Annotated in this window: 24 protein-coding genes; 19 read left to right on the top strand and 5 right to left on the bottom strand. The window is 45.2% G+C overall.

The window, feature by feature from the left end; all coding sequences use genetic code 11:
* Positions 1–30 precede the first annotated feature (30 nt).
* Complete coding sequence (locus tag LT679_RS05430; protein ID WP_232176292.1) at positions 31–723, bottom strand: toxin-antitoxin system YwqK family antitoxin; 693 nt, start codon at positions 721–723, stop codon at positions 31–33.
* A gap of 60 nt (positions 724–783) precedes the next feature.
* Positions 784–3,531 carry an outer membrane beta-barrel protein gene (locus LT679_RS05425; protein ID WP_232176291.1) on the bottom strand — a complete coding sequence of 916 codons (2,748 nt, stop codon included), beginning with the start codon at positions 3,529–3,531 and terminating at the stop codon, positions 784–786.
* Positions 3,532–3,782: 251 nt separating this feature from the next.
* On the opposite strand from LT679_RS05425, the gene LT679_RS05420 reads away from it, so the two are divergent.
* From LT679_RS05420 to LT679_RS05350, 15 genes are all read left to right on the top strand, one after another.
* The gene (locus LT679_RS05420) at positions 3,783–4,850 is read left to right on the top strand and encodes a fatty acid desaturase (protein ID WP_232176290.1); all 1,068 of its coding nucleotides are present in this window, start codon (positions 3,783–3,785) and stop codon (positions 4,848–4,850) included.
* 156 nt (positions 4,851–5,006) lie between these two features.
* Positions 5,007–5,915 (top strand): TIM barrel protein, encoded by a 909-nt coding sequence (locus LT679_RS05415; protein WP_232176288.1) that lies wholly within the window; start codon positions 5,007–5,009, stop codon positions 5,913–5,915.
* 127 nt (positions 5,916–6,042) lie between these two features.
* Positions 6,043–6,594: a gluconate 2-dehydrogenase subunit 3 family protein gene (locus LT679_RS05410; protein ID WP_232176286.1), complete on the top strand. Its 552-nt coding sequence runs from the start codon at positions 6,043–6,045 to the stop codon at positions 6,592–6,594.
* Complete coding sequence (locus LT679_RS05405) at positions 6,587–8,305, top strand: GMC oxidoreductase (RefSeq protein ID WP_232176284.1); 1,719 nt, start codon at positions 6,587–6,589, stop codon at positions 8,303–8,305. Before LT679_RS05410 ends, LT679_RS05405 begins: the two co-directional genes overlap by 8 nt.
* Positions 8,306–8,343: 38 nt before the next feature.
* Complete coding sequence (locus tag LT679_RS05400; RefSeq protein ID WP_232176282.1) at positions 8,344–9,792, top strand: Gfo/Idh/MocA family protein; 1,449 nt, start codon at positions 8,344–8,346, stop codon at positions 9,790–9,792.
* 49 nt (positions 9,793–9,841) lie between these two features.
* The gene (locus LT679_RS05395; RefSeq protein WP_232176280.1) at positions 9,842–10,993 is read left to right on the top strand and encodes a Gfo/Idh/MocA family protein; all 1,152 of its coding nucleotides are present in this window, start codon (positions 9,842–9,844) and stop codon (positions 10,991–10,993) included.
* A gap of 16 nt (positions 10,994–11,009) precedes the next feature.
* On the top strand, positions 11,010–12,065 hold the full coding sequence (locus LT679_RS05390) for a sugar phosphate isomerase/epimerase family protein (RefSeq protein ID WP_232176277.1): 1,056 nt from the start codon (positions 11,010–11,012) through the stop codon (positions 12,063–12,065).
* A 63-nt stretch (positions 12,066–12,128) separates the two neighbouring features.
* Positions 12,129–12,656 carry a c-type cytochrome gene (locus LT679_RS05385; RefSeq protein WP_232176275.1) on the top strand — a complete coding sequence of 176 codons (528 nt, stop codon included), beginning with the start codon at positions 12,129–12,131 and terminating at the stop codon, positions 12,654–12,656.
* 27 nt (positions 12,657–12,683) lie between these two features.
* Positions 12,684–13,925 (top strand): nucleoside permease, encoded by a 1,242-nt coding sequence (locus LT679_RS05380; RefSeq protein WP_232176273.1) that lies wholly within the window; start codon positions 12,684–12,686, stop codon positions 13,923–13,925.
* Between the two features lie 52 nt (positions 13,926–13,977).
* Positions 13,978–14,850 carry a sugar phosphate isomerase/epimerase family protein gene (locus tag LT679_RS05375; protein WP_232176271.1) on the top strand — a complete coding sequence of 291 codons (873 nt, stop codon included), beginning with the start codon at positions 13,978–13,980 and terminating at the stop codon, positions 14,848–14,850.
* Between the two features lie 13 nt (positions 14,851–14,863).
* Entirely contained in the window at positions 14,864–15,631 is a 768-nt protein-coding gene (locus LT679_RS05370; protein WP_232176269.1) for a 3-keto-disaccharide hydrolase, read from the top strand.
* A gap of 118 nt (positions 15,632–15,749) precedes the next feature.
* The gene (locus tag LT679_RS05365) at positions 15,750–16,835 is read left to right on the top strand and encodes a DNA topoisomerase IB (protein WP_232176267.1); all 1,086 of its coding nucleotides are present in this window, start codon (positions 15,750–15,752) and stop codon (positions 16,833–16,835) included.
* Between the two features lie 36 nt (positions 16,836–16,871).
* Positions 16,872–17,717, top strand: coding sequence for an SDR family oxidoreductase (locus LT679_RS05360; protein WP_232176264.1), 846 nt, complete (start codon positions 16,872–16,874; stop codon positions 17,715–17,717).
* 77 nt (positions 17,718–17,794) lie between these two features.
* Positions 17,795–18,229 (top strand): c-type cytochrome, encoded by a 435-nt coding sequence (locus LT679_RS05355; RefSeq protein ID WP_232176262.1) that lies wholly within the window; start codon positions 17,795–17,797, stop codon positions 18,227–18,229.
* A gap of 144 nt (positions 18,230–18,373) precedes the next feature.
* The gene (locus LT679_RS05350; RefSeq protein WP_232176260.1) at positions 18,374–18,718 is read left to right on the top strand and encodes a phosphoribosylpyrophosphate synthetase; all 345 of its coding nucleotides are present in this window, start codon (positions 18,374–18,376) and stop codon (positions 18,716–18,718) included.
* A gap of 69 nt (positions 18,719–18,787) precedes the next feature.
* Here the strand turns inward: LT679_RS05350 and LT679_RS05345 are convergent, their stop codons facing one another.
* Positions 18,788–19,357: a hypothetical protein gene (locus LT679_RS05345; protein ID WP_232176258.1), complete on the bottom strand. Its 570-nt coding sequence runs from the start codon at positions 19,355–19,357 to the stop codon at positions 18,788–18,790.
* Between the two features lie 89 nt (positions 19,358–19,446).
* Between LT679_RS05345 and LT679_RS05340 the strand changes: the two genes are divergently transcribed.
* Positions 19,447–20,340 (top strand): pirin family protein, encoded by an 894-nt coding sequence (locus LT679_RS05340; protein ID WP_232176256.1) that lies wholly within the window; start codon positions 19,447–19,449, stop codon positions 20,338–20,340.
* A gap of 2 nt (positions 20,341–20,342) precedes the next feature.
* Here the strand turns inward: LT679_RS05340 and LT679_RS05335 are convergent, their stop codons facing one another.
* Positions 20,343–21,326 (bottom strand): SH3 domain-containing protein, encoded by a 984-nt coding sequence (locus tag LT679_RS05335; protein ID WP_232176254.1) that lies wholly within the window; start codon positions 21,324–21,326, stop codon positions 20,343–20,345.
* Positions 21,327–21,618: 292 nt separating this feature from the next.
* Here LT679_RS05335 and LT679_RS05330 point away from each other — a divergent pair, with 292 nt between their 5' ends.
* Positions 21,619–23,163: a choice-of-anchor I family protein gene (locus LT679_RS05330; RefSeq protein ID WP_232176252.1), complete on the top strand. Its 1,545-nt coding sequence runs from the start codon at positions 21,619–21,621 to the stop codon at positions 23,161–23,163.
* Between the two features lie 53 nt (positions 23,164–23,216).
* Here LT679_RS05330 and LT679_RS05325 read toward each other — a convergent pair whose 3' ends face one another.
* A complete protein-coding gene (locus LT679_RS05325; RefSeq protein ID WP_232176250.1) occupies positions 23,217–24,086 on the bottom strand; it encodes an AraC family transcriptional regulator in 870 nt (289 codons plus the stop codon).
* A 198-nt stretch (positions 24,087–24,284) separates the two neighbouring features.
* On the opposite strand from LT679_RS05325, the gene LT679_RS05320 reads away from it, so the two are divergent.
* Positions 24,285–24,617: an L-rhamnose mutarotase gene (locus LT679_RS05320; protein ID WP_232176249.1), complete on the top strand. Its 333-nt coding sequence runs from the start codon at positions 24,285–24,287 to the stop codon at positions 24,615–24,617.
* An 8-nt stretch (positions 24,618–24,625) separates the two neighbouring features.
* Complete coding sequence (locus tag LT679_RS05315; protein WP_232176248.1) at positions 24,626–26,290, top strand: UxaA family hydrolase; 1,665 nt, start codon at positions 24,626–24,628, stop codon at positions 26,288–26,290.
* Positions 26,291–26,297 lie beyond the last annotated feature (7 nt).

Genomic DNA, 26,297 nt, shown 5'->3' with positions numbered 1-26,297 from the left:
AGAGGCGCTAAAAGCGCCTCTTTTGTTATGTTAAAAAATTACTCTTCCCCGGCTATCAAATCGGCAAGTAATTATTACCGTCATCCCTACGTTTTGGCCATTCTTTGATGCAGGCAGAAATATCTTGTCCTCAGGTTCAATTAGGTCCAAAGGCATATCTGCAACCTTGTTTACATTAATAAAGCTGCCAGGCCTGGTTACCCTTATTTTAAAATCAGCCAGCCGCCCACCCGGACTAACCAGTAATTCCACTGTGGCAACAAGTGTGGTATAATCAAAGTCTTCCAGTCCGGCGGGCATTTGCACCAGCCTAACGTAAGGCATATAGCCAAAGTAAACGCTGCCCGGCTTTATAGGCGGCGCTATAGCATCGTTAGGTTTTATCTCGTCATCTATAATATATCTTACCGAGTGCATGGTATCAACAGGGGAGGAATATACTATGGCATGTTTATCATAATCATAATTTTGCAGCAGTTGCCCGGTTTTGCTGTAATAATGCCACATGCCTACCCGCTTGCCGCGCTCGTACCGGCCACTTGCTATTGCCGTTTTTTTGCGGTAAATGGCCTGGTAAAACCCATGCCTAATTGAGGGGCTATCCGCTAAAACAGAATATCGTTCCTGTACATCCTGTATCAGCTTCTCATCCCGTTTTTGTGTTACCTGTGCAAATAAATTCAACGTAGTTACGCAAAGCAATAAGGCAAAAAAGTATTTCATCGTTATTAGAATAAAAAAAGCCGGCTTAGGTTTATTTTCTAAAAAAATAATTTTTGCGCTTTATCCTCTGCGTCCCCCTCCGCCGCCACCGCCTCCTCCGTTGCCGCGTCCTCCCCGGTCGGAGCCGCCTTCCCGGCGCTCGCCACGGCCGCCACCGCCCATGCCGCGCCCCGCAAATTTGCGGAAACGGTAGCTAAAAGTAAACAAAAAATAACGCCCTAAACGGTTGGTTCGCGAATCGACGGTTACGTTGCCGTTTACCGAGCGGCTGATGCCCGTGTTCTGGTTAAGTAAATCAAACCCCTGTAGCCGGAATGACGCCGAATTTTGCGCCAGGAACTGATATTCAATGTAAGTACTGATTATGGTAGGATTTACACTTCGTGAGCCGAAACCACTGTTAATTTGTTTATAAATGTTGTAACCTAAAATCCATCCGTCAAAAAAGTAGTTGCGGCCATCAAGACCCAAATTCCAGGTATTCACGTTTCTGTTAAGCGGGCGTTCATCATTGGTCAAGCTGTTTTTTGAGGTGTTGATGCTATAACTCCCGCTGATCTCCGTATCCATTACACTGTCTATATCCGCGCGAAACTTTAATCCCTGCGTTAAAACGAGATTCTTTACCAGGTTGCGTTCACTCTCGATAAAAGTTACCTGATTGTTGTAATTACTACTGCCGTTTAATGATACCGTGAACGATTTATTGGTAAAAGGTTTGGTGGTAAAAGCGTAGTTACCGTTTATTGAATAAAAGCCATCCGTATTAAGGTAACGTGTTTCCTGTATCAACCTGCCGGTACTTTGAGTAGATGAGGTATCATCAAGCCGCACGGGTTTGGTGTTCGATACTATATTGTTAGCAGTGGTATTATAATCCAGGTTTACAAATAGTGAATTGCCACTTTGCACATTAAACTGGTTAAAGCGCAAACTATAACGCATATTAAACTCCGGTTTCAAATCAGGGTTACCATACACCCGGTTTTGTGGGTTCGACAGATCGGGCTTAGGCTGTAACTGGTAAAAGCTGGGTTGCTGATTTGAACCGTTAAAGTTGAATGTAAGCGTACGGTTAGGCGTAAACTTATAAATAAAGTTAGCGTTGGGGATGTAGTTTACCGTGTTGCGTGAAGTACGCGTTCCCTGAAACTCGCCCTGCAAAGTAGTGGGCTGAAAGCCCATGCCCAGGGTTAAATTGTACTTAGTTTTAATGCTCCGTAAGTTTAAACCAAAACGGTTATTAATAAACTGGTAATTATATACCGTGCTTAACGAATCAACATAAGTAAGCTCGTTAGTATAAGGGTTAATACGATAGTTAAAACGGTCGTTCTTATTATTGGTGTAGCTATAATTATAATTGGCCTCTAAAAAAGTGGTTTGGCTAAGCGGCTCAGTATAGGATATGCTTGAACCAAACCTGTCGGTAGATCCGGCAGTATTTATTTGCTGGTAAATAGTATCGCGCAGGCCGGTTTGCTGGTTTTGAGCATTGTAAAGGTCTTGTGCGTTATTGGTATTGTCTGATGAGTTTGCATTTAAGTTTATACTGAAATTACGCCCCTTTTTTTTGAACCGGTGGTTAAACAAAAAGTTACCGCCGTAGCTGGGTGAGCGGTTGTTGCTATTGTTATATTGCTGGCCAACATCAGTTACGCCGTTTCGGTTATTTATAAAGTCGAGCTTGTTGTCGTTCCCGGACGTGTTGGTATTAAAGTTGGGGCTTATCTTAAAAAAGTTAAGCGTGTCGGGTTTATATTCCAGGTTAAAATCAACGTGGTGGCTTGTATTCCAGTTGGTGTTGTTACTTTGGTTGTTACGCGTAATAGCTCCTGAGGTATAGAGTTCTTCTCGCAACGAGGATGTAATGGTGTTACGGTCATTATCATCAATGCTATACCGTCCATCAATCTTAATCTTCTTACCAAATTCGTTACTGTACCTGATCTGGCCGGAGCGCTGTGTATTTATACCATTCTGGTTACCATCCGTGTTGTTAAAATTGCCGAGCACTGAAATCTGTTCCTGGTTGTTAAAATGATTGGCAAAAACGCGGGTATTAAAACGTTTTTCGTTACCTACGCCGGCATTTAAGCGACCAAAGTTGCCAACGTTTCGGTTTTTCTTTATCGTAATGTTCAATATTTTAGCTGGCTCCCCGGTTTTTATACCGGTCAGGTTTGCCTGGTCGCCGTAATCATCAATTACCTGTATGTTCTCTACAATATCGGCCGGCAGGTTTTGTGTGGCCAGTTTAGGGTCGCCCGCAAAAAAATCCTTACCGTTTACGCGTACCTTGGTCACTGCCTTGCCGTGCGCGTTGATGTTGCCATCTTTATCAACCTCTATGCCCGGCATCTTCTTCAGCAGGTCCTCAGTTGGGGAGCCATCGCGCACTTTGTAGGCCGCGGCATTATATTCTACAGTATCCTGCTTTATGGTGATGGGTGGTTTGAGCGCGGTGATATTTACAATGCCCAGCAGGTTATATTGCGTTTTTAATTTAATAGGTTTTAAACTGGTTGATGCTTCGTCGGTTAGTTTAAAGTCGCCTTTATATATTTCATAGCCAATACCGGTTATCATAAGTTTAAAGGTATTGCCTTTTACTGCCGGAAACTTGAATTTCCCTTCCATGTCGGTAGCGGTGCTCACGCTGTCAGTAGGGGTAACCAGCTTAACACTGATGCCTGGCAGGGTTACGTTTGCGCTATCAACCACAGAGCCGGTTACCTGGCGGGCGGTTTGCGCGTTTGCGGATATAAAAATTGTAAGTGTAAAAAAGGTAAGTAGTAGTTTTTTCAAGTGGCTAAGGGGGTTAAGTTGGTGTGTTCGACGATGAAGATACCGCATAGTTTAACACTGCATTTAAGTGTAATATAAATGTTGCAGTATTTATGAAAAACGGCAATTTAAATGCATCTATTGCGTTAAATCCTCGAAATCCCTCAACAAGTTTATTTACGCAAGTTGTAAAGATTTTTACATTAGTGTGATAAATAATACTTACCTTCCCACTTTCCTAAGAGTTTAAATTTTTAACCCATTTTTATTATATGGCATTTATCCATACGGTGCTTGAAGCGCCTGCCTACGGCTGGCAGGATAGTGAAGGTAATCTTTCAAAACCCTCAACCTTACAAATTCTAAAAGCATTTGCCAGCCGGATGAATGTTATTAAGGATCGCCGTAACTGGCTGCCTTTAATGAGCTGGTTGATGGTTTTAGCGTTAACGCCGTTCTTTTTGTTGTTCATATTCAAGTACTTCAGCTTAAAATTATTGCTCATTACTTTTGTTTACAGTATGGTGGTTATGGGTACACATGGCACTATCTGGTACCACCGCTATTGCACGCACAGGGCATTTAAATTCCGCAATAATTTCTGGCGCTTTGTTACCCAAAATCTTACCCTTAAGATTATTCCCGAAGAAATATATGTGATCTCGCACCATGTACATCATGCACTTTCTGATCAGCCGGGAGATCCTTACAATGCATCGGGGGGCTTTTTATATTGCTTTTTGGCGGATGCAAACCATCAGCCAATAAACCGCAATATGAGTGAGGGTGATTATAACCGTTGCGTAACCCTGATGAAACATACCGGTGTAAAAGCTAATACTTACGCGCAATATAAAAAATGGGGCACTGTGGCTAATCCGTTTCACACTATAGCCGGTGTAATATTAAGCTGGGGCTTTTGGTTTACCGTATTTTACCTGCTTGGTGGTATCGCTTTGGCTTGCGCCTTACTGGGCGCTGCGGGCTTTTGGGCGGTAGGCGTACGTACCTTTAATTACGAAGGCCACGGTAAGGGTAAAGATATGCGCCGCGAAGGTGTAGATCATAACCGTAACGATATGTCAGTTAATCAATTATGGCCGGGTATAGTAGCCGGCGAATGGCATAATAATCATCACTTGTTCCCTAAAAGCGCGCGTTCAGGCTTTAAGCCATACCAGGTAGATATGGCCTGGTACTACATAAAAGCTATGCACTTTTTTGGCGCGGTAACTTGCTACAACGATTCTAAGAAGCGCTTTTATCAGCAATATTATAAGCCTGTACCTGTGGTAGAAAGGGTATGCCCCAAAACCGGATTGCTAATTACCGAAATATAAAATACACATAGCCACCCTCGGGGTGGCTTTTTTGTATGCCGTGTTTTTGCCTTAAATGTTTCATTTTAAAGGAGCAATAATTACTTTAGTAGGGCAGATGCCGTTGTGATGGATTTTGTTTGATGCGGTGTTTGTGTTACCAACCAATTGCAAACCATGAATTACTCCCGACGAAGTTTTTTAAAAAGCTCGGCTGTGTTGGCCACGGCGGCAGCTTTACCACGTTACGTTGGCGCTGCCGATAATAAGTTACATCGCAATGTATTGCAGCTTTACTCCGTACGCGACGAAATGCGTACCGATCCTAAAGCTACGCTGAAGCGCCTGGCCGAACTGGGGTACCGCCACGTAGAGCATGCCAACTATTCAGATCGTAAATTTTATGGTTTTACAGTAAAGGAATTCAAAGCGATATTAAATGATAACGGCCTTACTATGCCAAGCGGCCATACTACCATGGCACGACAGGATTGGGATAAATCAAAGAATGACTTTACCGATAAATGGAAACAAACCGTGGAGGATGCCGCCATTATCGGTCAACGGTTCGTGATCAGTCCGTCATTATCAGGCGCAGCCATGACCGCGGAGGAGATGAAACCTTACATGGAGCAGTTTAACAAATGCGGCGAGCTGTGCAAAAAACACGGCATGAAATTCGGCTATCATAACCACGACTTTGAATTTGAACAGCGTATTGATGGTGTGCTTTTGTACGATTTTATGTTGCAGCATACCGAGCCATCATTGGTGGCGCAGCAGCTGGATATGGGCAATATGTACATGGCCGGTGCCAACGCCATGGATTATATCAAGAAATACCCGGGCAGGTTTGAGCTGATGCACGTGAAAAACATGATAAAAGCCGGCGAAGAAAATGGCAAGCCCAAATACGAAAGCTGCCAGCTTGACAAAGGTTTACTGCCGTTAAAACAAATACTTAAGGCCGCCAAAAAAACCGCCGGAACATCATACTTTGTAATAGAGCAGGAAGAGTACCAGGGCCTTGGCCAAAGCGAAAGCGCGGGTATTGATTTGGCCGTAATGAAAAAATGGGGCTATTAGTAACTTATTTATGGCATAATACTTTTTTAATAATAAAGTTATTAAGTTTGGAAAGCACGGCTTTCTATAGTCAAACCTGTGTTTAGCGCTTAACGGCGTTAAATAAATCAACACTGATAATAGTTTAATGGACAGAAGAGTTGCGATTAAAAATCTGGCGTTAGTATTGGGAGGAGCTACGCTTTTCCCGAAAGATATGCTTGCGGGTAGCAGTAATTTAATACAGTTAAAAAATGTAAAAATTACGCCTGCACAGGAAAAATTACTTGCCGAGGTTACCGAAACCATCATACCTAAAACAACCAGCCCAGGCGCTAAGGACATGGGCTTGCATTTGTTTGTGCTGCTTATGCTGGATGATTGCTACAACAAGCAGGATCAGCAGCAATTTACCGAGGGGCTAAAACAATTTGCCGCGATTACCGCAAAAATGAGTACAAAGCCGTTTGCCGTATGGCCGCAGGCACAACGCGAGGCATTGCTGCTAACGTTTGAAAACGGGAAGGCAGATACTGCCGAACTTAACGCGTTCTATCGCATCACTAAGGATAAAACAGTACAGGGCTATACCCAATCAAAATATTTTATGACCAAGAAGGTGGTGTACGAGCTTATACCGAGTAGGTATAAGGTAGACGTGCCTGTTAAAACTAACAACACAGCAGTTAAGCATGGCTAATTTAAACATCGACAGCGTTAAGGAACGTACATTCGATGCCATAGTTATCGGATCGGGAATAAGTGGGGGCTGGGCTGCCAAGGAGCTTACCGGAAAAGGCCTTAAAACGCTGGTACTTGAGCGTGGCCGGGATGTAAAACATGGCGTTGACTATCCTACCACCAACATGTACCCCTGGGAATTTAAGCATCGCAATGAAATGCCTTTATCGGTACGCGAAGAAAATCCTATCGTTTCACGTTGCTACGCTTTCCATGAGGATGCGGCGCATTTTTTTGTGAAGGATAAGGAACACCCTTATGTACAGGAAAAGCCTTTCGATTGGATACGCGGCTACCAGGTTGGCGGTAAATCGCTGTTATGGGCACGCCAAACCCAGCGTTGGAGCGATTTTGATTTTGAAGGCCCCGCGCGTGATGGCTTCGCAGTGGACTGGCCTATCCGTTATGCCGACATTGCACCATGGTACAGCTATGTTGAAAAGTTTGCCGGTATATCAGGCAATAAGGATGGTATTGCTGAACTGCCTGATGGCGAGTTTTTACCCGGCTTCCCTTTAAATACTGTCGAAAAATATTTTAGCGATCACGTTAAAAAAACATACAACAACCGCCACGTCATCAGCGCGCGCTGTGCGCACCTTTCAAAGCCGGAGCCAATACACTTTGAGCAGGGCAGGGTACAGTGTCAAAACAGGGTGCTTTGTCAGCGTGGTTGTCCGTTTGGTGGCTACTTTAGCAGTAATGCCTCAACCATTCCTTGGGCCATGAAATCAGGTAACATGACGTTGCGCCCGTTTTCAGTAGTGCAATCGATTATCTACGATGAAAACAAAGGGAAAGCCACCGGCGTACGTGTTATCGATACTAATACCAAGGAAGTTATAGAGTATTACGCCCGCATCATATTCGTGAATGCCGCGGCGCTGAATACCAACATGATATTGCTTAATTCAACCTCAAACCGTTTCCCTAACGGCCTGGGTAATGATAGCGGCGTGCTGGGTAAATACGTAGCGTTTCACCTATATACGGCTACTGTTAATGCCGATGTGGATGGCTTTACCGAATTTAAAACTGAAGGCCGTAACCCGGCGGGTGGAGGCTATATACCACGCTTCCGCAACGTTTACAAGCAGGAAACTAACTTTTTGCGCGGTTACGCTGCCGGGTTAGGCGCTTACCGTTCGTCACATGCCGATAGTTCAGGTGTAGGCAGTAACTTAAAGGCATCCTTAAGCAGCCCCAAAATGGGCGGCTGGAGTGTAGGATCGCATATGATGGGCGAAACCATACCCAAAGAGAGCAATTACGTAAAGCTGGATAAAGATCAAAAAGACCAGTGGGGTATGCCGCTGCTACGCATTTCGGTTGATTATGATGATAACGACCGTAAAATGACTGACGATTACCTGGAGCAAGTAGGCGAAATGTTTGAGACCGCGGGCTTTAAAAACATCCGCAAAAATATAACACAGGGCAAGGCGCCGGGTTTGGATATCCACGAAATGGGCGGCGCACGTATGGGGCACGATCCTAAAACATCCATCCTCAACAAATGGAACCAGGTGCATACCTGCAGCAACGTGTTTGTTACTGATGGTGCCTGTATGACATCAACCGCTTGCCAAAACCCTTCATTAACTTACATGGCCTTTACCGCCCGCTCGGTTGACTACGCTGTAAGTGAAATGAAAAAAGGAAACCTTTAAATCAATTAAATTAAACATAATACACCGGTACTACTACTATGACTAAGGAAACTGAAAACAATTCGAGACGGAGTTTTATCAAGAGCGGCGCGCTGGCAGCGGCCGGTTTCATGATTGTGCCACGCTACGTGCTTGGCGGTAAAGGTTACACTGCACCAAGCGATAAGCTGATAGTTGCCGGTATTGGTGCCGGTGGTAAAGGTAAAAGCGATATTGCCAACTTTTACAAAAGCGGTAAGGCGGAGATAGCTTACCTATGCGATGTTGATGATCGCGAAGCGGCAGAATCAGTTAAAAACTTCCCGAAAGCAAAATACTATAAAGACTGGCGTAAACTGCTGGAAAAAGAACATAAGCATATTGATGCCGTTTCGGTTTCAACGCCCGACCATAACCACGCCATTATCGGCCTGGCGGCTATGCAGCTTAAAAAGCACGTATATATACAAAAACCATTAACGCACGATATTTATGAGGCGCGTGTATTAACCGATGCCGCTAAAAAATATAAGGTAGTAACCCAAATGGGAAACCAGGGTTCATCAGGCGATGGTGTTAGGCAGCTAAAGGAATGGTTTGATGCAGGCCTTATTGGTGATGTAAATACCGTTTACTGCTGGACAGACCGCCCGGTATGGCCTCAGGGTATTCCATGGCCAACTAACAAAGCCGCGATACCAAAAGAATTGGATTGGGACTTATGGTTGGGTACTGCACCAAATAAGGATTATATCGAAAAATTAGTACCGTTTAACTGGCGCGGCTGGTGGGATTACGGTACCGGTGCCTTAGGCGATATGGGTTGCCACATTATGGAGCCTGCTTTCCGCCTGTTAGATCTTACTTATGTTAAAGATGTACAATCAAGCGTAGGCACGGTTTATACCGATATTTTCAGGAAAGGTTATTTCCCTGAAAGCTGTCCGCCGTCAAGCCACATTACCATGACTTTCCCAAAAACGGCCAAAACTAAAGGCGATGTAACCATCCACTGGATGGATGGTGGCATTCAACCGGAAAGACCGGCCGAGCTTGGTCCTAACGAAACATTCGGCGATGGTGGTAACGGTATGCTGTTCATTGGCTCAAAAGGTAAAATGATGGCTGGTACATACGCGGTTAACCCGCAACTGCTGCCAACATCGCGCACTAAAGAGGCTAATGTTGCCAAAACCATTAAACGTGTACCGGGCGGCGATGAAGGCCACTATGCGCAATGGGTTGAGGCTTGTTTAGCCGGTTACGGTAAAATGGAAGTAAGCTCACCGTTTGAGATTGCCGGTCCGTTAACTGAAGCATTGCTGATGGCTAACCTTTCTATCAGGGGCCATGCCGTTGAGGTTAAGGATGCGCAGGGCCGCGGCTCATTCCCTGGTAACGATATTAAACTGATTTGGGATAACCAGAACATGAAGGTTACCAACTTTGATGCCGTTAACCAATACGTAAAACGCGAATACCGTGAGGGTTGGAAACTGGGTGTGTAATTACACCGCCGCCTGAGCGAATAAATATCTGAGAATATAAACACAACCGATGAAACTGAAATTAGCAATGATTGGCGGTGGACAGGGTGCCTTTATTGGTGCTATCCACCGCATTGCCTCACGTATTGATGACCATTATGAACTGGTGGCCGGCGCATTCAGCAGCAATGCCGAAAAATCCCGCGCCAGCGGCTTAGCGCTTGGTGTATCACCTGATCGTGCCTACACATCGTACCAGGAGCTTATCGAAAAAGAAAAGCAACTGCCCGAGGATGAGCGCGTACAGGTGATCAGCATAGTAACACCTAACCACGTACACTTTGAGCCAACCAAACTGGCTTTGGAGAATGGTTTTCACGTGATATTGGATAAACCCATGACCTTCTCGCTGGACGAGGCAAAGGAACTGGAAAAGGTAGTAAAAAGCAGTGGTAAGCTGTTTTGCTTAACACATACGTATACCGGTTATCCAATGGTAAAAGAGGCAAAGCAACTGATTGCTTCAGGTAAAATCGGTAAGGTGCGTAAAGTTTATGTGGAGTATCCGCAGGGCTGGTTAAGCACATTTTTAGAAGGAGAGGATAACAAACAGGCCTCATGGCGTACCGATCCGGGTAAAAGCGGCATTGCCGGTGCTATGGGTGATATCGGTACCCATGCCTTTAACCTGGCCGAATATGTAAGCGGTTTGCAAACCACCAAGCTGAATGCCGATATCAATGTAGTAGTTGAAGGCCGCAAGCTGGATGATGATGGCGCAGTGCTGTTAAAGTATGATAACGGTGCCAGCGGCGTGCTAATGGCTACCCAAATAGCCGCGGGCGACGAAAACAACGTTAAAATTCGCGTTTATGGAGAAACCGGCGGCATCGAGTGGCAGCAGGATATTGCTAATACATTACTGGTTAAATACCTGGATAAGCCAACCGAAATATGGCGCACCGGCGGCGGCTACACCAGTAGCTTTGTAACCGGTAACATGCGTGCTCCTGCGGGTCACCCCGAAGGTTATTTAGAAGCGTTTGCCAATCTGTATAAAAACTTCGCACTAACGGTTAAAGCGTCAATTGAGGGCAAAGAAGCGGAAGCTGTATGGCTTGATTTTCCGGGCGTGGAAGAGGGCGTTCGCGGGATGGCGTTTGTGGAGAATGTAATTGCCTCGGGTAAGTCGGATAAAAAATGGACTGATTTTGTGATCTAAAACCAATAAAACATATATGAGAACCATTAAAGGACCCGGAATATTTTTAGCACAGTTTGTTGGCCCTAACGCGCCGTTTGATAATCTGAAATCTATTTGCGATTGGGCAAAGGGTTTAGGCTACAAAGGGGTGCAACTGCCAACCAATGATCCGCATTATATCGACATACAAAAAGCGGCTGAAAGTCAAACCTATGCCGACGAAATAAAAGGTATTGTTAACGAAGCCGGTTTAGAGATCACCGAACTTTCAACCCACCTGCAAGGCCAACTGGTTGCCGTTAACCCGGCGTACGATCAGTTATTTGATGCCTTCGCGCCAGAGCAATATCGTAATAACCCAAAAGCTCGTCAGGAATGGGCGGTGCAGCAATTAAAGTATGCGGCTAAAGCATCACAAAACCTGGGTTTAAATGCCCATGTTACCTTTAGCGGCGCGCTGATATGGCAAACCGTTTATCCATGGCCGCAACGGCCTGCCGGTTTGGTTGATACCGCGTTTACCGAGCTGGCCAAACGTTGGGAACCTATCCTGAATGTGTTTGACGAGCATGGCATCGACCTTTGCTACGAGATACACCCGGGTGAGGACCTACACGATGGTATTACTTATGAGATGTTCCTTGAAAAGGTGAACAACCATAAGCGTGCCTGTTTGCTGTATGACCCATCACACTTTGTGCTGCAATGCCTGGATTACCTGGAATACATCGACATTTACCACGAACGTATAAAAATGTTTCACGTTAAGGATGCCGAATTTAACCCGACCGGCAGACAGGGTGTATATGGTGGTTACCAGAACTGGGTTGACCGCGCAGGTCGTTTCCGCTCACTGGGCGATGGCCAGGTTGACTTTAAGGCGATCTTCAGCAAAATGGCGGCTTACGACTTTGAAGGCTGGGCCGTACTGGAATGGGAGTGCGCCCTTAAACACCCGGAAGACGGCGCGCGCGAAGGTGCCGAGTTTATCAAGAACCACATTATCCACGTAACCGATCACGCCTTTGACGACTTTGCATCAGCTGGCGGCGACGAAGCGTATAACAGAAGATTGCTGGGGTTGGAATAAAACCTCAATCAAGCCCTCTCCAAAAGGAGAGGGCTTTTTTACCAATAGCTTAAAACTATACCTATGAAAAAGCTTTTTATAATTCTTGCAGCAGGTGCACTGTTCGCCTCATGCGGTGGCGAAACTAAAACAAAAACGGAGGATGCTGATACAACTGCAGCCGATGGTACAGAAGTGGTAGCAACAGACTCGGCTGCTGGCAACGATACGCTAACACCTGCGGATAAACCGGTATCGCAACCTCCTGCTGAGAAAAAGGAACAGCCAGAGAAAGCCGAACAACCTGAAAAACCGGAGAAGGCCGAAAAGCCCGAGAAACCCGAAGCCGTTGCAGGCTCGGCAAAGGGCGGCGAGCTAATCAAAGCCAGTGATTGTCTGTCATGCCATAAAGAAGATGTTAAATTAGTTGGCCCGGCGTATGCTGATGTGGCTAAAAAATACAAGCCAACCGCTGCCAATATTGACATGCTTGCCGAAAAGGTAATAAACGGAGGCTCGGGCAACTGGGGCCAGATACCGATGAGCCCGCATCCTAATGTATCAAAAAATGATGCAAAAGAGATGGTAAAGTATATATTAGCGGTTAAATAAAAATTAAACCAAAACAGACCATAAAAAATGACCTTTACTAACCGCTTTAAATTATCAGCCATGATGTTCCTGGAGTTTTTCATCTGGGGTGGCTGGTTTGTTACGCTGGGCACGTATCTAAAATCTCTTAACGCTACCGATTTTCAGAATGGTGTTGCTTATGCCACCCAGTCATGGGGGGCTATTATTGCACCATTCATTGTGGGCTTAATTGCCGATAAATATTTTTCGGCGCAAAAAGTGTTGGGCGTTTTACACCTGATAGGCAGCGCGCTGCTATGGTACGCTACCACAATAACTAACTTTGAAGGTTTTTACCCGGTTATTTTAGCTTACATGATTGTTTATATGCCAACGTTAGCACTGGTTAATTCAGTGGCATTTAAGCAAATGAAGGATCCGAGCAAGGAGTTTCCACCCATCCGTGTTTTGGGCACAATAGGCTGGATTGTAGCCGGTGTTACTATTGGTTGGTTAGGCTGGGAAAAAAGCAACCAATTAGTGCTTACCTTCAAAATGGCGGGTACGGCATCATTGCTATTAGGTTTGTTAAGCTTTACCTTGCCTGATACCCCTCCGGCAAAAAAAGGTCAGAAAACCACCTTTGGCGATATCATCGGTCTGGATTCTATCGGGTTACTAAAAAACAAGTCTTATCTGACATTCTTTCTGGCATCAGTTGCTATTTGCGTGCCGCTTGCTTTCTACTATAACTTTACCAACCGTTTCCTGAATGAAGTGGGTATGACTGCCGCTGCGGGTAAGCAATCGTTAGGGCAGATGTCTGAATTTTTATTCATGGTGCTGATGCCATTATTTTTTGTGCGCTTGGGCGTGAAAAAAATGTTGGCGCTGGGAATGGTGGCCTGGGTGATCCGTTACATATTCTTTGCTTATGGCAATGCCGATACCAATTACTATATGCTGATCGCAGGTATCGTACTGCACGGTATCTGTTACGATTTCTTCTTTGTTACGGGTCAAATTTATACGGATAACTTGGCTGGCGAACGCTTTAAAAGCGCCGCGCAGGGCTTTATCACTCTGGCTACTTATGGTGTGGGGATGTTGATCGGTTCGTACATTTCAGGTCCGATAGTAGATCATTGGAAAACAGGAGCGGATTCACATAACTGGCAAGCCATTTGGCTGGTGCCTGCGGGTATTGCAGCAGCAGTGTTATTGCTGTTCCTGATCTTCTTCCGTGATAAAAAGCACGTTGAAACACAGCCGGGTGTTAATGCCGAAGATGCTGAAATTGTTTTGTAATTAAACTAATCGACTAATACTTAATCAAAGTAACAACAATAAAACATTGCACATGACAAATAGACGTACATTTTTAGGTCAGGCCGGTTTACTTGGCGCGGCCATGCTTTTAAGGCCCGATCTGTCATCGGCCAAGGGCGTAAGCAAAGTTGGTTTACAGCTCTACAGCCTTCGCGATTACCTGCCTAAAGACGTTAAAGGCGTTACCGAAAAGGTTGCCAAAGCAGGGTATAAAGAGGTGGAAACTTATGGCTACTCTAAACAAAATGGTTTTTGGGGACTTGATGCCAAGGCTTACAGTCAACTGCTGAAAGCTAACGGACTTGTTTCGCCAAGCGGACATTACGGTATCGAGTCATATTTCCGTGATGGCAGTGACAAGGAGATCAACGAAGCTATTGAGGCGGCTAAAACAATCGGCTCAACCTACGTAATTCTACCATGGATGGGCGGCGAACTGATTGACACCGTTGACAAGTGCAAAGCCATGGCGCAAAAATTTAATCAGGCCGGCGAGCTGGTAAAAAAAGCAGGTTTAAAATTTGGTTACCATAACCACAACTTTGAGTGGAAACCGGTTGGCGATACCTCTTTTTACGACGTATTGTTAAAAGAAACTGATGTAAACCTGGTAACACTTGAGCTCGACTTGTACTGGGTGTACCGTTCAAACCTTGATCCGGTTAAGATGCTGACCGAGCACCCTAACCGTTTTAAACTGGTGCACGTAAAGGATGCTGATAAAGCCAATAAAGAGTTGAATACCGAGATAGGTAAGGGCCTGATAGACTATAAAGCTATTTTTGCCGCGGCACAAAAAGCGGGCATTAAGCACTTTATTGTGGAGCAGGAAAACTTTACCAATATCGATCCTTACGTAAGTATCGGCGAAAGCATAGCATACGTAAAAACATTATCTGTATAAAAAACCAATTACTGTGAATAATAAAACTATACTGACACTGCTGCTGGCTTTTGGCAGCGTATCGGCATTTGCGCAAAACGCCAAACCTGAAGATACCGAGGTTTGGGAGCCGGTACCTAAAGTGGTTACACCCGGTAAAACTACCGCCGAAGCGCCATCAGACGCTATTGTTTTGTTTGATGGAAAAAACCTTAACGAGTGGGCATCGGCTGATGATAACAGCAAACCCGCTAAATGGGATGTTGCCGGCGGCACGCTTACCGTGAAAAAAAGCGAGGGTGGCATTGTAACCAAGCGTAAATTTACTAATTACCAACTGCACGTTGAGTGGCGAGTTCCTGCTAATATTACCGGTACCGGCCAGGGCAGAGGTAACAGCGGTATCTTCCTGGCGTCAATAGGCAAAGGCGATGCCGGTTACGAGTTACAGGTGCTCGACTCTTACAATAACAAAACTTACGTGAACGGTCAGGCCGGTAGTATCTACAAGCAATTCCCGCCGTTAGTTAACCCTACCCGCAAACCGGGCGAGTGGCAAACTTACGACGTGATTTGGACCGCTCCGACCTTTAACGAGGATGGTAGCGTAAAAACGAAGGCTTATGTTACCGCTTTCCTGAACGGGGTGCTGGTACAAAACCATACCGAACTGTTAGGCCCAACTCAATATATTGGCAAACCATCATACCACAAACATGGTGCGGCACCAATTTACCTGCAAGCACACGGCGACCCGAGCGAGCCGCTAAGCTTCAGAAATATTTGGGTTAGAGAGTTGTAAAACTTGTTTAAATATTAGGAAAGCCATGTGTAAGCATGGCTTTTTTTGTTGCCTGGATTGAACCTTTTGCCCCGAAAACTTAAGCGGATGATCATTGTTATTAAGCAATACACTAACAATGAACCGTCTTCAAAAAAAACTCGAAAAAATTGGTCGCGACCCTAAGGTAACCGCCAAAGCCGTAGGCTTGCGGTATGTAACTGATACCATGCCCGGCTATACCCGCAAAAAATCAGGTAAGGGCTGGAGTTTTTATGATGCTGACGGTGCCTTGGTTAAGGAAAAGGAACTGATTGCAAGGTTTACTAAACTGGTGATACCACCCGCATATACCAACGTGTGGATATCACCGCATGAGAACGGGCACCTGCAGTTTACCGGGGTTGATGCTGCGGGACGGAAACAATACCGCTACCACCCGGAATGGAACCAGATACGTAATCAGTCAAAATATTATCGCCTGCAAACCTTTGCAGCTCATTTGCCCGCCATACGCGAGCAAGTAGACAAAGATCTGGCTCGTCGGAACCTCGGTTACGAAAAGGTTGTGGCGCTTGTAGTGCGTTTAATGGAGCTGACCAGCATACGTGTAGGTAACGAGTCGTATAAAAAACTGTATGGATCATTCGGCCTTACCACTTTGCAGGATAAACATGTGAAGATTGAAGGCTCCAACATGCGTTTTGAGTTTAAAGGCAAAAAAGGCGTGTACCAAAAAATATCGCTGCAAAGCAAAAAGCTGGCAAAGCTGGTTAAGCAGTGTCGCGATATTCCGGGTAAGGAGCTGTTTCAGTTTTATGATGATGAAGGTAAACGTTGCACTATTGATTCAGGTGATATCAACACCTATCTTAAAAACATCACCGGGGAAGATTTTACGGCTAAGGACTTTCGAACATGGGCAGGTAGCGTAAGCGCTTTATTTGCATTTAAAGAAGCTGGTGAGTATGATAACGCCTCTGAGTGTAAAAAGAAGATAGTGAGCGTACTTGATGAAGTGGCCGTAGTTTTAGGTAACACCCGTACCGTTTGCAAAAAATATTATGTGCATCCGCTGGTAATAAAAACCTATGAAGAAGGAACGCTATTTAAATATATTGGTCACCTGGATGAAGATAAAGAAGAAAAAGCTTCTGAATTACGGACCGCCGAAAAGGCATTATTAAGCATACTCGAGAATGAAAAGCTGGCACAGGCCAGCTAAACACATATTTATTTCCCGATCAGCAAATTTATTACATTGGCAGCAGTAACCACCGTTATTACAGGAGCAACATCAGGCATTGGTAAAGAAACAGCCTTGGCGCTGGCAAAAAAGGGGCACGGTCTATATTTATTAGTTCGCGATTTGGTACGCGGCGACGAACTCGTGCGACAACTTGTGGAGCAAACCGGCAACAAGGAGATCTTTTGTATCAAGTGTGACCTGGGCGATCTGCACAGTGTATACACCGCTGCCGAAAAACTCAAAAGCAAACTGTTCGCCGTAAACGTGCTGATCAACAATGCCGGCGGCATGTTTCCGCAGCGCGAATTGAGTAAGGATGGCTTTGAAAAAACGTTTGCTGTTAACCACCTTGGGCATTTTGCGCTGTTTCAACACTTGTTGCCCTTGTTGGAGAAAGGGCAGGCGCGCGTGATCAGCCTTAGCTCGGAAGCCCATCGGGTAGGCAAGGTTGATTTTGATGACATCAACAGCGAAAAAAAATATTCGCCTATGCGTGTGTATGGCATGGCCAAGTTGTTCAATATCTTTTTCACTAAATCAGTCGCCGAAAAGTATAAGGACAAAGGCATTACCGCCTTCTCCGTGCATCCTGGAATAGTTAATACCTCATTTGGTGCAGGCACAGGGGGCTTTACAGGTTTTCTGCTGTCATTAGCGCGGCCCTTTATGATTACAGCCGAACAGGGTGCACAAACGCCCGTCTATCTGGCAACGCAAAGCGGATTACATACCCAAAGCGGGTCTTATTTTAAAAAGTGTAAGGTGGCAGGTACATCATCCGCGGCTAATGATGCGGCAGCACGCGAAAAACTTTGGCAATTGAGTGATGATTTGCTCAGGCAGCATCCGCCTGTGTAACAGTGTTGGTATATTTACGTAATCGGGCTGCAAATGTGTGGCGGCATATTATATTTACTGCTCAATCACACCCTAATATGTTCATCAGTAAAAAAACATTTATCACAATTGGTTTACTGGCTGTTGTGGCCGGTACATCCATGATGTCGTTTAAAAGCGAAGCGCCCGCCGAAGAAAAGAAATTCAAGAACCTGAAGGTTCTACCCAAAAACATCACTGAGGATCAGATGCATGATGTAATGGAAGAGTGGGAGCACGCCCTTGGCGTACGCTGCAGCTTTTGCCACGTGCGCGATACAGCCACCAAAAAAATGGACTGGGCTAACGATGCCAAACCTGAAAAGGAGATGGCGCGCAACATGTATAAAATGACCGCCATGCTCAATAAGAAATACTTTCATGCTAAAAAGAATGAGCTGGGCATGATGGCCGAAGAGGGCGTTAACTGTAACAGCTGCCATCGTGGTAATGCGCACCCTGAAGTGGTACCGGCGAGCAAAAAGAAAGAGTAATACATTGGTCTCGGCATAGTATTCAGAATGCGCCGCTATTTAATTAGTAGTAAAAAACTAAAACAAGCGGCGTATAATGCAGGTTATAGTAATATAAAACAGCCCTCAACCAGGCTGTTAATTTATCACTAAACATACACTGCCATGGAAAACTACGAAACTTTAGTGGATGCCACTAACGACCTCCTGAAAAGAGGATATACAGCTAACCTGAGTTTGGATGAAGACTCAGTGAATGATAAAGAGCGCGGCATTGAAATGCTGCCCGAGGAATTTGAAATTGATGAATTTTATCGTTTTGAAGGGCCGAGTAATCCTTCGGACATGTCGATAGTTTATGCCATCAGTTCAGAGAAGTATAATCTAAAAGGCGTGTTGGTAAATGCTTACGGTGTGTACGCCGACAATGCCACTGCCGCCCTTTTAGCTAAGCTGCACCATAATCAGGTGAGCGATCACTTACATGGTGAGGACAGGCCTAAAGCCTAATGCTTCAACCAGGAGCTGAAATAACAAATAAGGCTTTATTAAAAATAGCGACGGATTTAATATCCGTCGCTATTTTGTTTTACGGGTTTTAAGTTGATGGAGTATCCTTTTGCCGCGTGCCTGTATAGCGGCGGTACCATTGCGCATTAAAAACTCCATTTGGTTGGCAAGTTCATCCGCTATCCAATCGTACCGGGTACTCAAGTTCAGCAAGGCTTCTGCCGCCGAAGCTTTAACGGCCACCAATACTTCAGGGTCTATCAGCCAGTCAAAAAGTTTTTCAACTACCGCTTCCAGGTCAAGCCTTGTTAATGTATGCTTTATTTCTTGACTTGATTTATGGCTGGTAAGCCTGATCATGGTATTGGCATAATGGCGCTGACTGCTCGGGTAAATAACTTCCGGAAAGCGCTGCATCAGGTAAGGCAGATCGTTAAGATGTTCGTTAGCATTGGCGATGATCATGTTTTCCAAAAGCCATGATGCACGAAAGGCGATGTTTTTATCAGGATGAAACGTAATATCGATCAACTCCCCTAAAGGAAACCGGTGTTCTCGCATAAGCGCAGTGAGCGACAGTACACGGGCTTTACCCATGGTGGCCGATATCTGTTTAATAAGTTCGTTTTGTGTGAGCATGACGCGGGCCTCAGCCAATATTACAAAAACCAACCCAAAGGCTTTTGATTAATTTGTAAATTGCATTAGCGATTTACCGCTGTATCATTATGTCAAACATCAGCCTGATTATTGAAGAACGCCCGCGCGATATTGGTAACTTTTTAGTTGGCCGCCTGCTGCCCTTTAGCGGTAAACGCATGGTAGGACCGTTTATTTTTATCGATCATATGGGGCCGGCTAAATTGAGCGAATACCAGAATATCGATATCGCACCGCATCCGCATATCGGCCTGTCAACACTCACTTATTTGTTCGAGGGTGCCATTATGCACAAAGATGGTTTAGGCACCGAGATGGAAATAAAACCCGGCCAGGTTAACTGGATGACTGCGGGCAAAGGCATCGCCCATTCAGAACGTACGCCTGAATACCTGCGCACATCCGAAAAGCAATTGCATGGCCTGCAAATTTGGGTAGCCTTACCCAAACAACTGGAGCAAATGGAGCCGGAGTTTTACCATGCCGAAGCCGATGCGCTACCCGAATGGAAGCAAAACGGTGTAAATTATAAATTGATAGCAGGCGAATTTGCAGGTAAGAAATCGCCGGTGCCGGTTTATAGTCCGCTTTACTTTTTGGAGCTGAAAAGTAAAAGCCGGCAAAGCATAAAAATAGGGCATGAACTTTACGGCGAATGCGGGCTTTACATTTTGGAAGGCAGTATTGAAAGTGAAGGCACCACTTATCAGCCTAAAGAATTATTGGTAGCTAAAAACAGCCAGTTATGCGAATTTACGATGGACGCAGGCAGCACTATTTACTTTTTTGGCGGTGAGCCTTTCTTTGAGGAGCGTTTTATCTACTGGAACTTTGTAGCCACCAGCCAGGAACTAATTGAGCAAGCCAAACAAAAATGGCGCGACCAGGAGTTTGCTACCGTATCCGGCGAAACAGATTTTATACCCCTGCCACCGGAGCCCAGGGGAGTAAAATTTAAATGATGTTATTTAAAATCTAAAAATTCATTGCTTACCCACTTGTTGTCCATCCCAATGCGGCTCCAGTTATTTTTTTGTTCGGCGATGAATAGTTCCTGCCCTTTGGTATAAGCGCCTACCTTTTCAAACGATGTGCCCGGCCCGGTACGTACATTAAGTGTATTGGCCGAAACGGTGGCATGCTTTACATCAACTGTATATTTCGCGGCTACCCAATGCTGCTGGCTTGCTGATATACGGTACCAGCCGTTTTTATCTTCGTAAACACGCAAAACGGCGCCCAACGTGGCAGCCGGCCTATCTGCAACTTTAGCACTTGTGGCATTTGGCTTGGTGCGTATGTTGAGCGAGCTGGCCGTTACCATAGCGTATGTTATAACCTGCCCGGTTATTTGCGGGGTAGGCTGCGTAAGTACCGATACCAGCGGCAAAAAATTGTTTTCGCAGTCGCTTACCTTATTGCCGCCAAAAAATGCTGTACCCGGGCAGCTTTTATTATTTTTTGCTCCGTTGTTTCTTACGCCGCTTGTTAAATCAAACCAGTGATGGTAAACAATGGCATTAGTAGTTACCGGAAGACTGAAACGGGTGCATAATTTAGCGGTTATGCGTAAAACGGTGTCGCGCTGCTCAGCGGTCATGCTATCCTTACCGGTATCAAAATTACCCAGGTTTTCAATGCATATGGCGTTGGCGTTTTGCCCGGTTATACAGGCCGGTGAGCGTTCGAGCGACCGGCCGGTAAGTATCGTCCCATCCGGAAAGGTAGTGAAGTGCTGCCCGATAGCTGCCCAGCCGTTATGATTGATGTGGTAATCCTGCATGCCTTTTTGCAGCTCAAAATGGTTGTTACCCTTAAACTGCGCGTACGCCGGGCTATAAGTATGGTGTTGTTGAACGGTAAGCACTGTGCGCGCTACCTTAAGTGAGTCTATCCAGGTTTCAAATTCCTGAACGGTCATTTTCGTGAATCCGAATTTTGTTGTCATAATGAATTAATGTGAGATTTAAGCTAAAGAAGAAAACATGCAGGCACCTGTCCTGCAATAAATTGTTATAAAGTTTGGGTTGGTTACTTAAAAAATCAGGGGAGCCTGGAACCGGTATAATTGTATGCTAATATACCAAAAAATGGCCGCATTGCCAAAGTTAAATCACGATAACGATACCGTTTTAACACGGGTACTGGTGCTTAATATTGGTTAACAAAATGTTAATACGATCAGGTGGTAGGCTTAACAATACGCATATAGTTTTGGCGCTTACATATAAGTTAAAACTATGAAATATCCTTTACTTTTTATCTCATTACTCGCCATTGGCTTTGCAAGCTGCTCAAAGGAAAACACAGCCCCGGATACGGAGAAACCTGAAGAAGAGTTCTTTGTGAATGAAGATCCGGCCACTTTTGCCGAGATCGGTTCAATAGATATTGGCGAAACGGGAGCTGCCGAAATTTCAGCGTTCGATCCGCAAACCAAACGTTTGTTCGTTGTAAATAACGACGAGAAGAACGGCGCGGTAAACCGTATTGACGTACTGGATTTTAGTGACCCTAAAAATATGAAACAGATACACTCTATCAGCATGCAGCCTTATGGCGGCGCTGTTAACAGTGTTGCGGTGTACGACGGAAAGCTGGCTGCCGCTATCGAGTCAAGCGATAAACAGGCTAATGGCAAGGTTGCCGTATTTAAAACCAGCGATTACAGCGAAATTAGATCGGTTACCGTAGGTGCACTGCCTGATATGATCACCTTTTCGCCGGATGGCAAATTCATCCTAACTGCTAATGAGGGTGAGCCTAATGCTACTTACACCAATGATCCGGAGGGTTCAATATCAATTATCACAGTTGATAATAATTACGCGGTAGCAACGGTAAACTTTTCAGCTTTCGCAGGTAAACAGGCAGAACTGGTAGCTAAAGGCTTCCGTGTATTTGGCCCAAGCAACAGCTTTGTAAAAGATATTGAGCCGGAATACATCACTGTATCTGAAGATTCAAAAACAGCCTGGGTAACCCTGCAGGAAAACAACGGTATAGCAAAGATCAATCTCACTACTAAAACCATCACCGATATTTTTCCGCTTGGCTTTAAAGATTACAATACCGACGGTAATGAGATTAATGTAAGCGATAAGGATAATAACAGTGTTGCCCTGGCAAAGTGGAATGTTAAAGGTATTTACATGCCTGACGCCATTGCCTTGGTAGAATCAAACGGAACGCCGTACCTGTTCACTGCGAATGAGGGCGATGCCCGCGAGTACACCGCTTTTGTTGAAGCAGAACGAATAGGCAAATTAACGCTTGATGCAACTGCTTTCCCTAACGCCGCTGATCTGCAAAAAGAAGCGCAGTTAGGCCGATTAAACGTTACTAAAACGCTTGGCGATGCTAACGGTGATGGTAAGTACGAAGCGCTGTATTCATTCGGCGCGCGCTCATTCAGCGTATGGAATGGCAACACCGGCGCCCAGGTGTTTGACAGTAAGAACGAACTTGACGTTAAAGCCATTGCCGCCAACGTGTATGATGACGGCCGCAGCGATGATAAATCAGTAGAGCCAGAAGGCATTGCCGTAGGTAAGGTTGGCAACAAAAAAGTAGCCTTTATAGGGATGGAACGCGCCGATGCCGTTGCTGTTTATGATGTTACCGACCCGAGCAAGCCATCATTCCTGCAGATATTTAAATGCGGCGATGCGCCGGAAGGTGTGTTGTTTATCCCTGCCAAAAATAGCCCAACCAAAAAGAGCTTGTTAGTAGTGAGCAGCGAGAATGATGGTGTAGTGAAGGTGTACACTCCCAATACCATTTAATTCCCTTAACCTTAATACGATTGAAATGCCCGCGTTATTGCGGGCATTTTTGTTTAGTTGCGAACAAATGTTTTTTGATAACCCAGCGGGCTTTTGCCTGTTATCTGTTTAAAATATTTATGAAAGCTGGCAAAATTGTAAAAACCGCTTTCATAGCAAATCTCCTTAACGTTTAGTTGATTGTCAATCAATAGCTTGCAGGCATGTCCAACCCGTATTTCGTTAATAAACTGCGAGTAGGTTTTATGGCTGCGCGATTTAAAGAACCGGCAAAACGAATTCGGGCTCACGTTAGCAATAGCTGCGATTTCCTCCAGCTTTATTTTGTTTTTAAAGTTGGCTATGGTGTAGTTGTATATGGCATTTATACGATCCTTTTCCGCCTCCTGAAAATTGTAGTGGAAACCCATTGATGCCAGGGCCTGCTTTTGCGGATAACTCCCCAGAGACATTAAAACCTCCATAAGCAGCATGATTTTTGAGGGACCCTCGGCGCAAACCAGGCGTTCCATAAGTTCGCTGGTTTCAACGTTTTTATCAATACCCCTAATCCTGATACCTCGTTTTCCCAGTTCAAGCGTATCTCTGATGGCCTTATTCTCAGGCAGGTTTAAAAATACATCACCCCAAAAGTTCTCATTAAAATGAATAACTATTACATCTGCCCGGGCTGCATCATCCTTAAAATATTCATCATCATATTTCCAGAAATGGGGCAAATTACCGCCTACCAGCACAATGTCGCCGCTTTTAAAATGCTCGATGCTATCGCCAATAAATTGTGTACCGCCACCGCTTTTAAAATAAATCAGCTCGGCCTCCGGGTGGTAATGCCAGTGGCTGTTAATGTCGGGCTCCGTATCGCGCCGGGCGCTAAAGGATTGAACAATATTGGTTGATACTTTTAATAGTTGGGGTTTCATTACCGTATCATTGGTTTATAAAGATGTGAAATAAGCGTAAAATACCTGTCAAACAAAAATTAAAGCTCATTTATTACAATATCGCTTAATAGTACGACAAAAAACAATAATTTTTAGTTTACCTGTTTATCTTTATTTGTAACATTACTTTTATAAAACCGCCTCCGGTATCCGGGGTTTGCTAATCATAATCAACACGTGAAAAAATATTGTCTTACTATTGATCTGTATGATGATCCGGGTTTAATAAAGGCCTATGAAGACTGGCACAAAAAGGTTTGGCCTGAAGTTTTGCAAAGCATTACCGATAGCGGCATACAGAACATGGAGATATACCGCTTTGCCGACAGACTGTTCATGATAGTTGAAGCGGACGATACTTTTACCTTCGAGGCTAAGGCACAGGCTGACGCCGCCAACGCCAAGGTACAGGAGTGGGAAACCCTGATGTGGAAATTCCAAAAGCCGATGCCGCAGGCCAAACCCGGCGAAAAATGGATGCTGATGGATAAGATATTTGAATTGAAGTAAGAACACCAATGCCTGACAGTAACAATACAACCTATATACAAATACACCCTGCCGACAATGTGCTGGTGGCGCTTACCGATTTGGCAGCTGGTACGCCCGTGCAGTTTAACGGCGAGGATTTTTTGCTTGCTACTCCCGTTTCCGCAAAACATAAGTTCACTATCCATAGCCTAAAAACTGGCGACGAAATATTTATGTATGGCGTGTTGGTGGGCAAGGCTAACCAGCCAATACCGCAGGGCACTGCCATTACGGTTGATAACGTAATACATGCCTCGGGCGAATACCATTTGGGTAACCGTAAAACAGACTGGCATAAACCCGATGTATCAGCATTTGAGGGACGTACCTTCATGGGATTTCACCGTGCCGATGGTTCTGTTGGCACGGGCAATTACTGGTTGGTTATTCCGCTGGTGTTTTGCGAGAACCGCAATATCAACGTTTTAAAAGAAGCCCTTACCGAAAAGCTGGGCTTTACCAAACCCCGTGGTTATACCAACGAGGTTGATAAGTTGGTTAACATGTACCGCACCGGCCAGTCGGTAGAGGAGATATTACAGGCCGATCTGGAACTGACGCCCGAGAGTAAAACAGCACAAAAGGTTTTCGCGAATATTGACGGGATAAAATTTATTAATCACGATATGGGCTGCGGCGGCACCCGTATTGACTCGGATGCGCTTTGCGGGTTGCTTGCGGGTTACATAACCCACCCGAACGTGGCAGGGGCAACGGTATTAAGCCTTGGTTGCCAACACGCTCAGGCCAGTATTTTACGTGCTGAAATTGAGAAACGCGATGCCAACTTCAGCAAGCCGTTATACATATTGGAGCAGCAGCAACTGGGTACCGAGAGTACTTTATTGCAGCAGGCCTTAAAGCAAACATTCGCCGGGCTTATCGAAGCCAATAAAGTTGAAAGGCAACCTGCACCTATATCCAAGCTTTGTGTTGGTTTAGAGTGCGGCGGTTCTGATGGGTTTTCGGGTATATCAGCCAACCCTACGCTCGGCTATCTTTCGGATATTTTGGTGAGCCTGGGCGGCAGCGTCATCCTGGCCGAATTTCCGGAACTTTGCGGGGTAGAACAGGAATTGAGCGATCGTTGTGTTGACGTACCAACTGCAGAAAAGTTTATGCATTTGATGCGCACCTATAACGCTCGTGCTGAGGCTGATGGTTCGGGCTTTTACGCCAACCCGTCACCCGGTAATATAAAAGATGGATTGATTACCGACGCCATCAAATCGGCAGGGGCGGCAAAAAAAGGTGGTACATCGCCGGTAACAGCCGTGCTTGATTATCCGGAGAAAGTAACCAAACCCGGCCTTAACCTTTTATGTACGCCCGGTAGCGATGTGGAAAGTACAACGGCTGAAGTAGCCTCGGGCGCTAACATTGTGTTGTTTACAACCGGTTTAGGTACGCCTACAGGTAACCCGGTAGCGCCGGTTATCAAGGTGGCAACCAATACAGCTTTGTACAAACGCATGCCTGATATTATTGATATCAATTGCGGTACCATCATTGAGGGGGAAGAAACCATAGCGCAAGCTGCCGAGCGTATGCTGAATTATGTGATTGAGGTAGCCAGCGGCAATATCACGCCAAAGGCGGTCAAGTTAGGTCAGGACGATTTTATCCCCTGGAAAAGAGGGGTATCATTATAAATATAAA

The sequence above is a fragment of the Mucilaginibacter roseus genome (assembly GCF_021215455.1).
Lineage (GTDB): Bacteria > Bacteroidota > Bacteroidia > Sphingobacteriales > Sphingobacteriaceae > Mucilaginibacter > Mucilaginibacter roseus.
Note: the sequence above shows the minus strand (reverse complement) of the source record. Positions and strands in the feature narration are given on the sequence as shown.

Excerpts from the sequence above, each read along its gene's own strand:
- LT679_RS05415 (WP_232176288.1), top strand. The coding sequence starts at position 5,007 with ATGAATTACTCCCGACGAAGTTTTTTAAAAAGCTCGGCTGTGTTGGCC.
- LT679_RS05395 (WP_232176280.1), top strand. The coding sequence starts at position 9,842 with ATGAAACTGAAATTAGCAATGATTGGCGGTGGACAGGGTGCCTTTATT.
- LT679_RS05385 (WP_232176275.1), top strand. The coding sequence starts at position 12,129 with ATGAAAAAGCTTTTTATAATTCTTGCAGCAGGTGCACTGTTCGCCTCA.
- LT679_RS05315 (WP_232176248.1), top strand. The coding sequence starts at position 24,626 with ATGCCTGACAGTAACAATACAACCTATATACAAATACACCCTGCCGAC.
- LT679_RS05330 (WP_232176252.1), top strand. The coding sequence starts at position 21,619 with ATGAAATATCCTTTACTTTTTATCTCATTACTCGCCATTGGCTTTGCA.
- LT679_RS05325 (WP_232176250.1), bottom strand. The coding sequence starts at position 24,086 with ATGAAACCCCAACTATTAAAAGTATCAACCAATATTGTTCAATCCTTT.
- LT679_RS05350 (WP_232176260.1), top strand. The coding sequence starts at position 18,374 with ATGGAAAACTACGAAACTTTAGTGGATGCCACTAACGACCTCCTGAAA.
- LT679_RS05365 (WP_232176267.1), top strand. The coding sequence starts at position 15,750 with ATGAACCGTCTTCAAAAAAAACTCGAAAAAATTGGTCGCGACCCTAAG.
- LT679_RS05345 (WP_232176258.1), bottom strand. The coding sequence starts at position 19,357 with ATGCTCACACAAAACGAACTTATTAAACAGATATCGGCCACCATGGGT.
- LT679_RS05380 (WP_232176273.1), top strand. The coding sequence starts at position 12,684 with ATGACCTTTACTAACCGCTTTAAATTATCAGCCATGATGTTCCTGGAG.
- LT679_RS05335 (WP_232176254.1), bottom strand. The coding sequence starts at position 21,326 with ATGACAACAAAATTCGGATTCACGAAAATGACCGTTCAGGAATTTGAA.
- LT679_RS05390 (WP_232176277.1), top strand. The coding sequence starts at position 11,010 with ATGAGAACCATTAAAGGACCCGGAATATTTTTAGCACAGTTTGTTGGC.
- LT679_RS05355 (WP_232176262.1), top strand. The coding sequence starts at position 17,795 with ATGTTCATCAGTAAAAAAACATTTATCACAATTGGTTTACTGGCTGTT.
- LT679_RS05420 (WP_232176290.1), top strand. The coding sequence starts at position 3,783 with ATGGCATTTATCCATACGGTGCTTGAAGCGCCTGCCTACGGCTGGCAG.
- LT679_RS05410 (WP_232176286.1), top strand. The coding sequence starts at position 6,043 with ATGGACAGAAGAGTTGCGATTAAAAATCTGGCGTTAGTATTGGGAGGA.
- LT679_RS05400 (WP_232176282.1), top strand. The coding sequence starts at position 8,344 with ATGACTAAGGAAACTGAAAACAATTCGAGACGGAGTTTTATCAAGAGC.
- LT679_RS05340 (WP_232176256.1), top strand. The coding sequence starts at position 19,447 with ATGTCAAACATCAGCCTGATTATTGAAGAACGCCCGCGCGATATTGGT.
- LT679_RS05430 (WP_232176292.1), bottom strand. The coding sequence starts at position 723 with ATGAAATACTTTTTTGCCTTATTGCTTTGCGTAACTACGTTGAATTTA.
- LT679_RS05375 (WP_232176271.1), top strand. The coding sequence starts at position 13,978 with ATGACAAATAGACGTACATTTTTAGGTCAGGCCGGTTTACTTGGCGCG.
- LT679_RS05405 (WP_232176284.1), top strand. The coding sequence starts at position 6,587 with ATGGCTAATTTAAACATCGACAGCGTTAAGGAACGTACATTCGATGCC.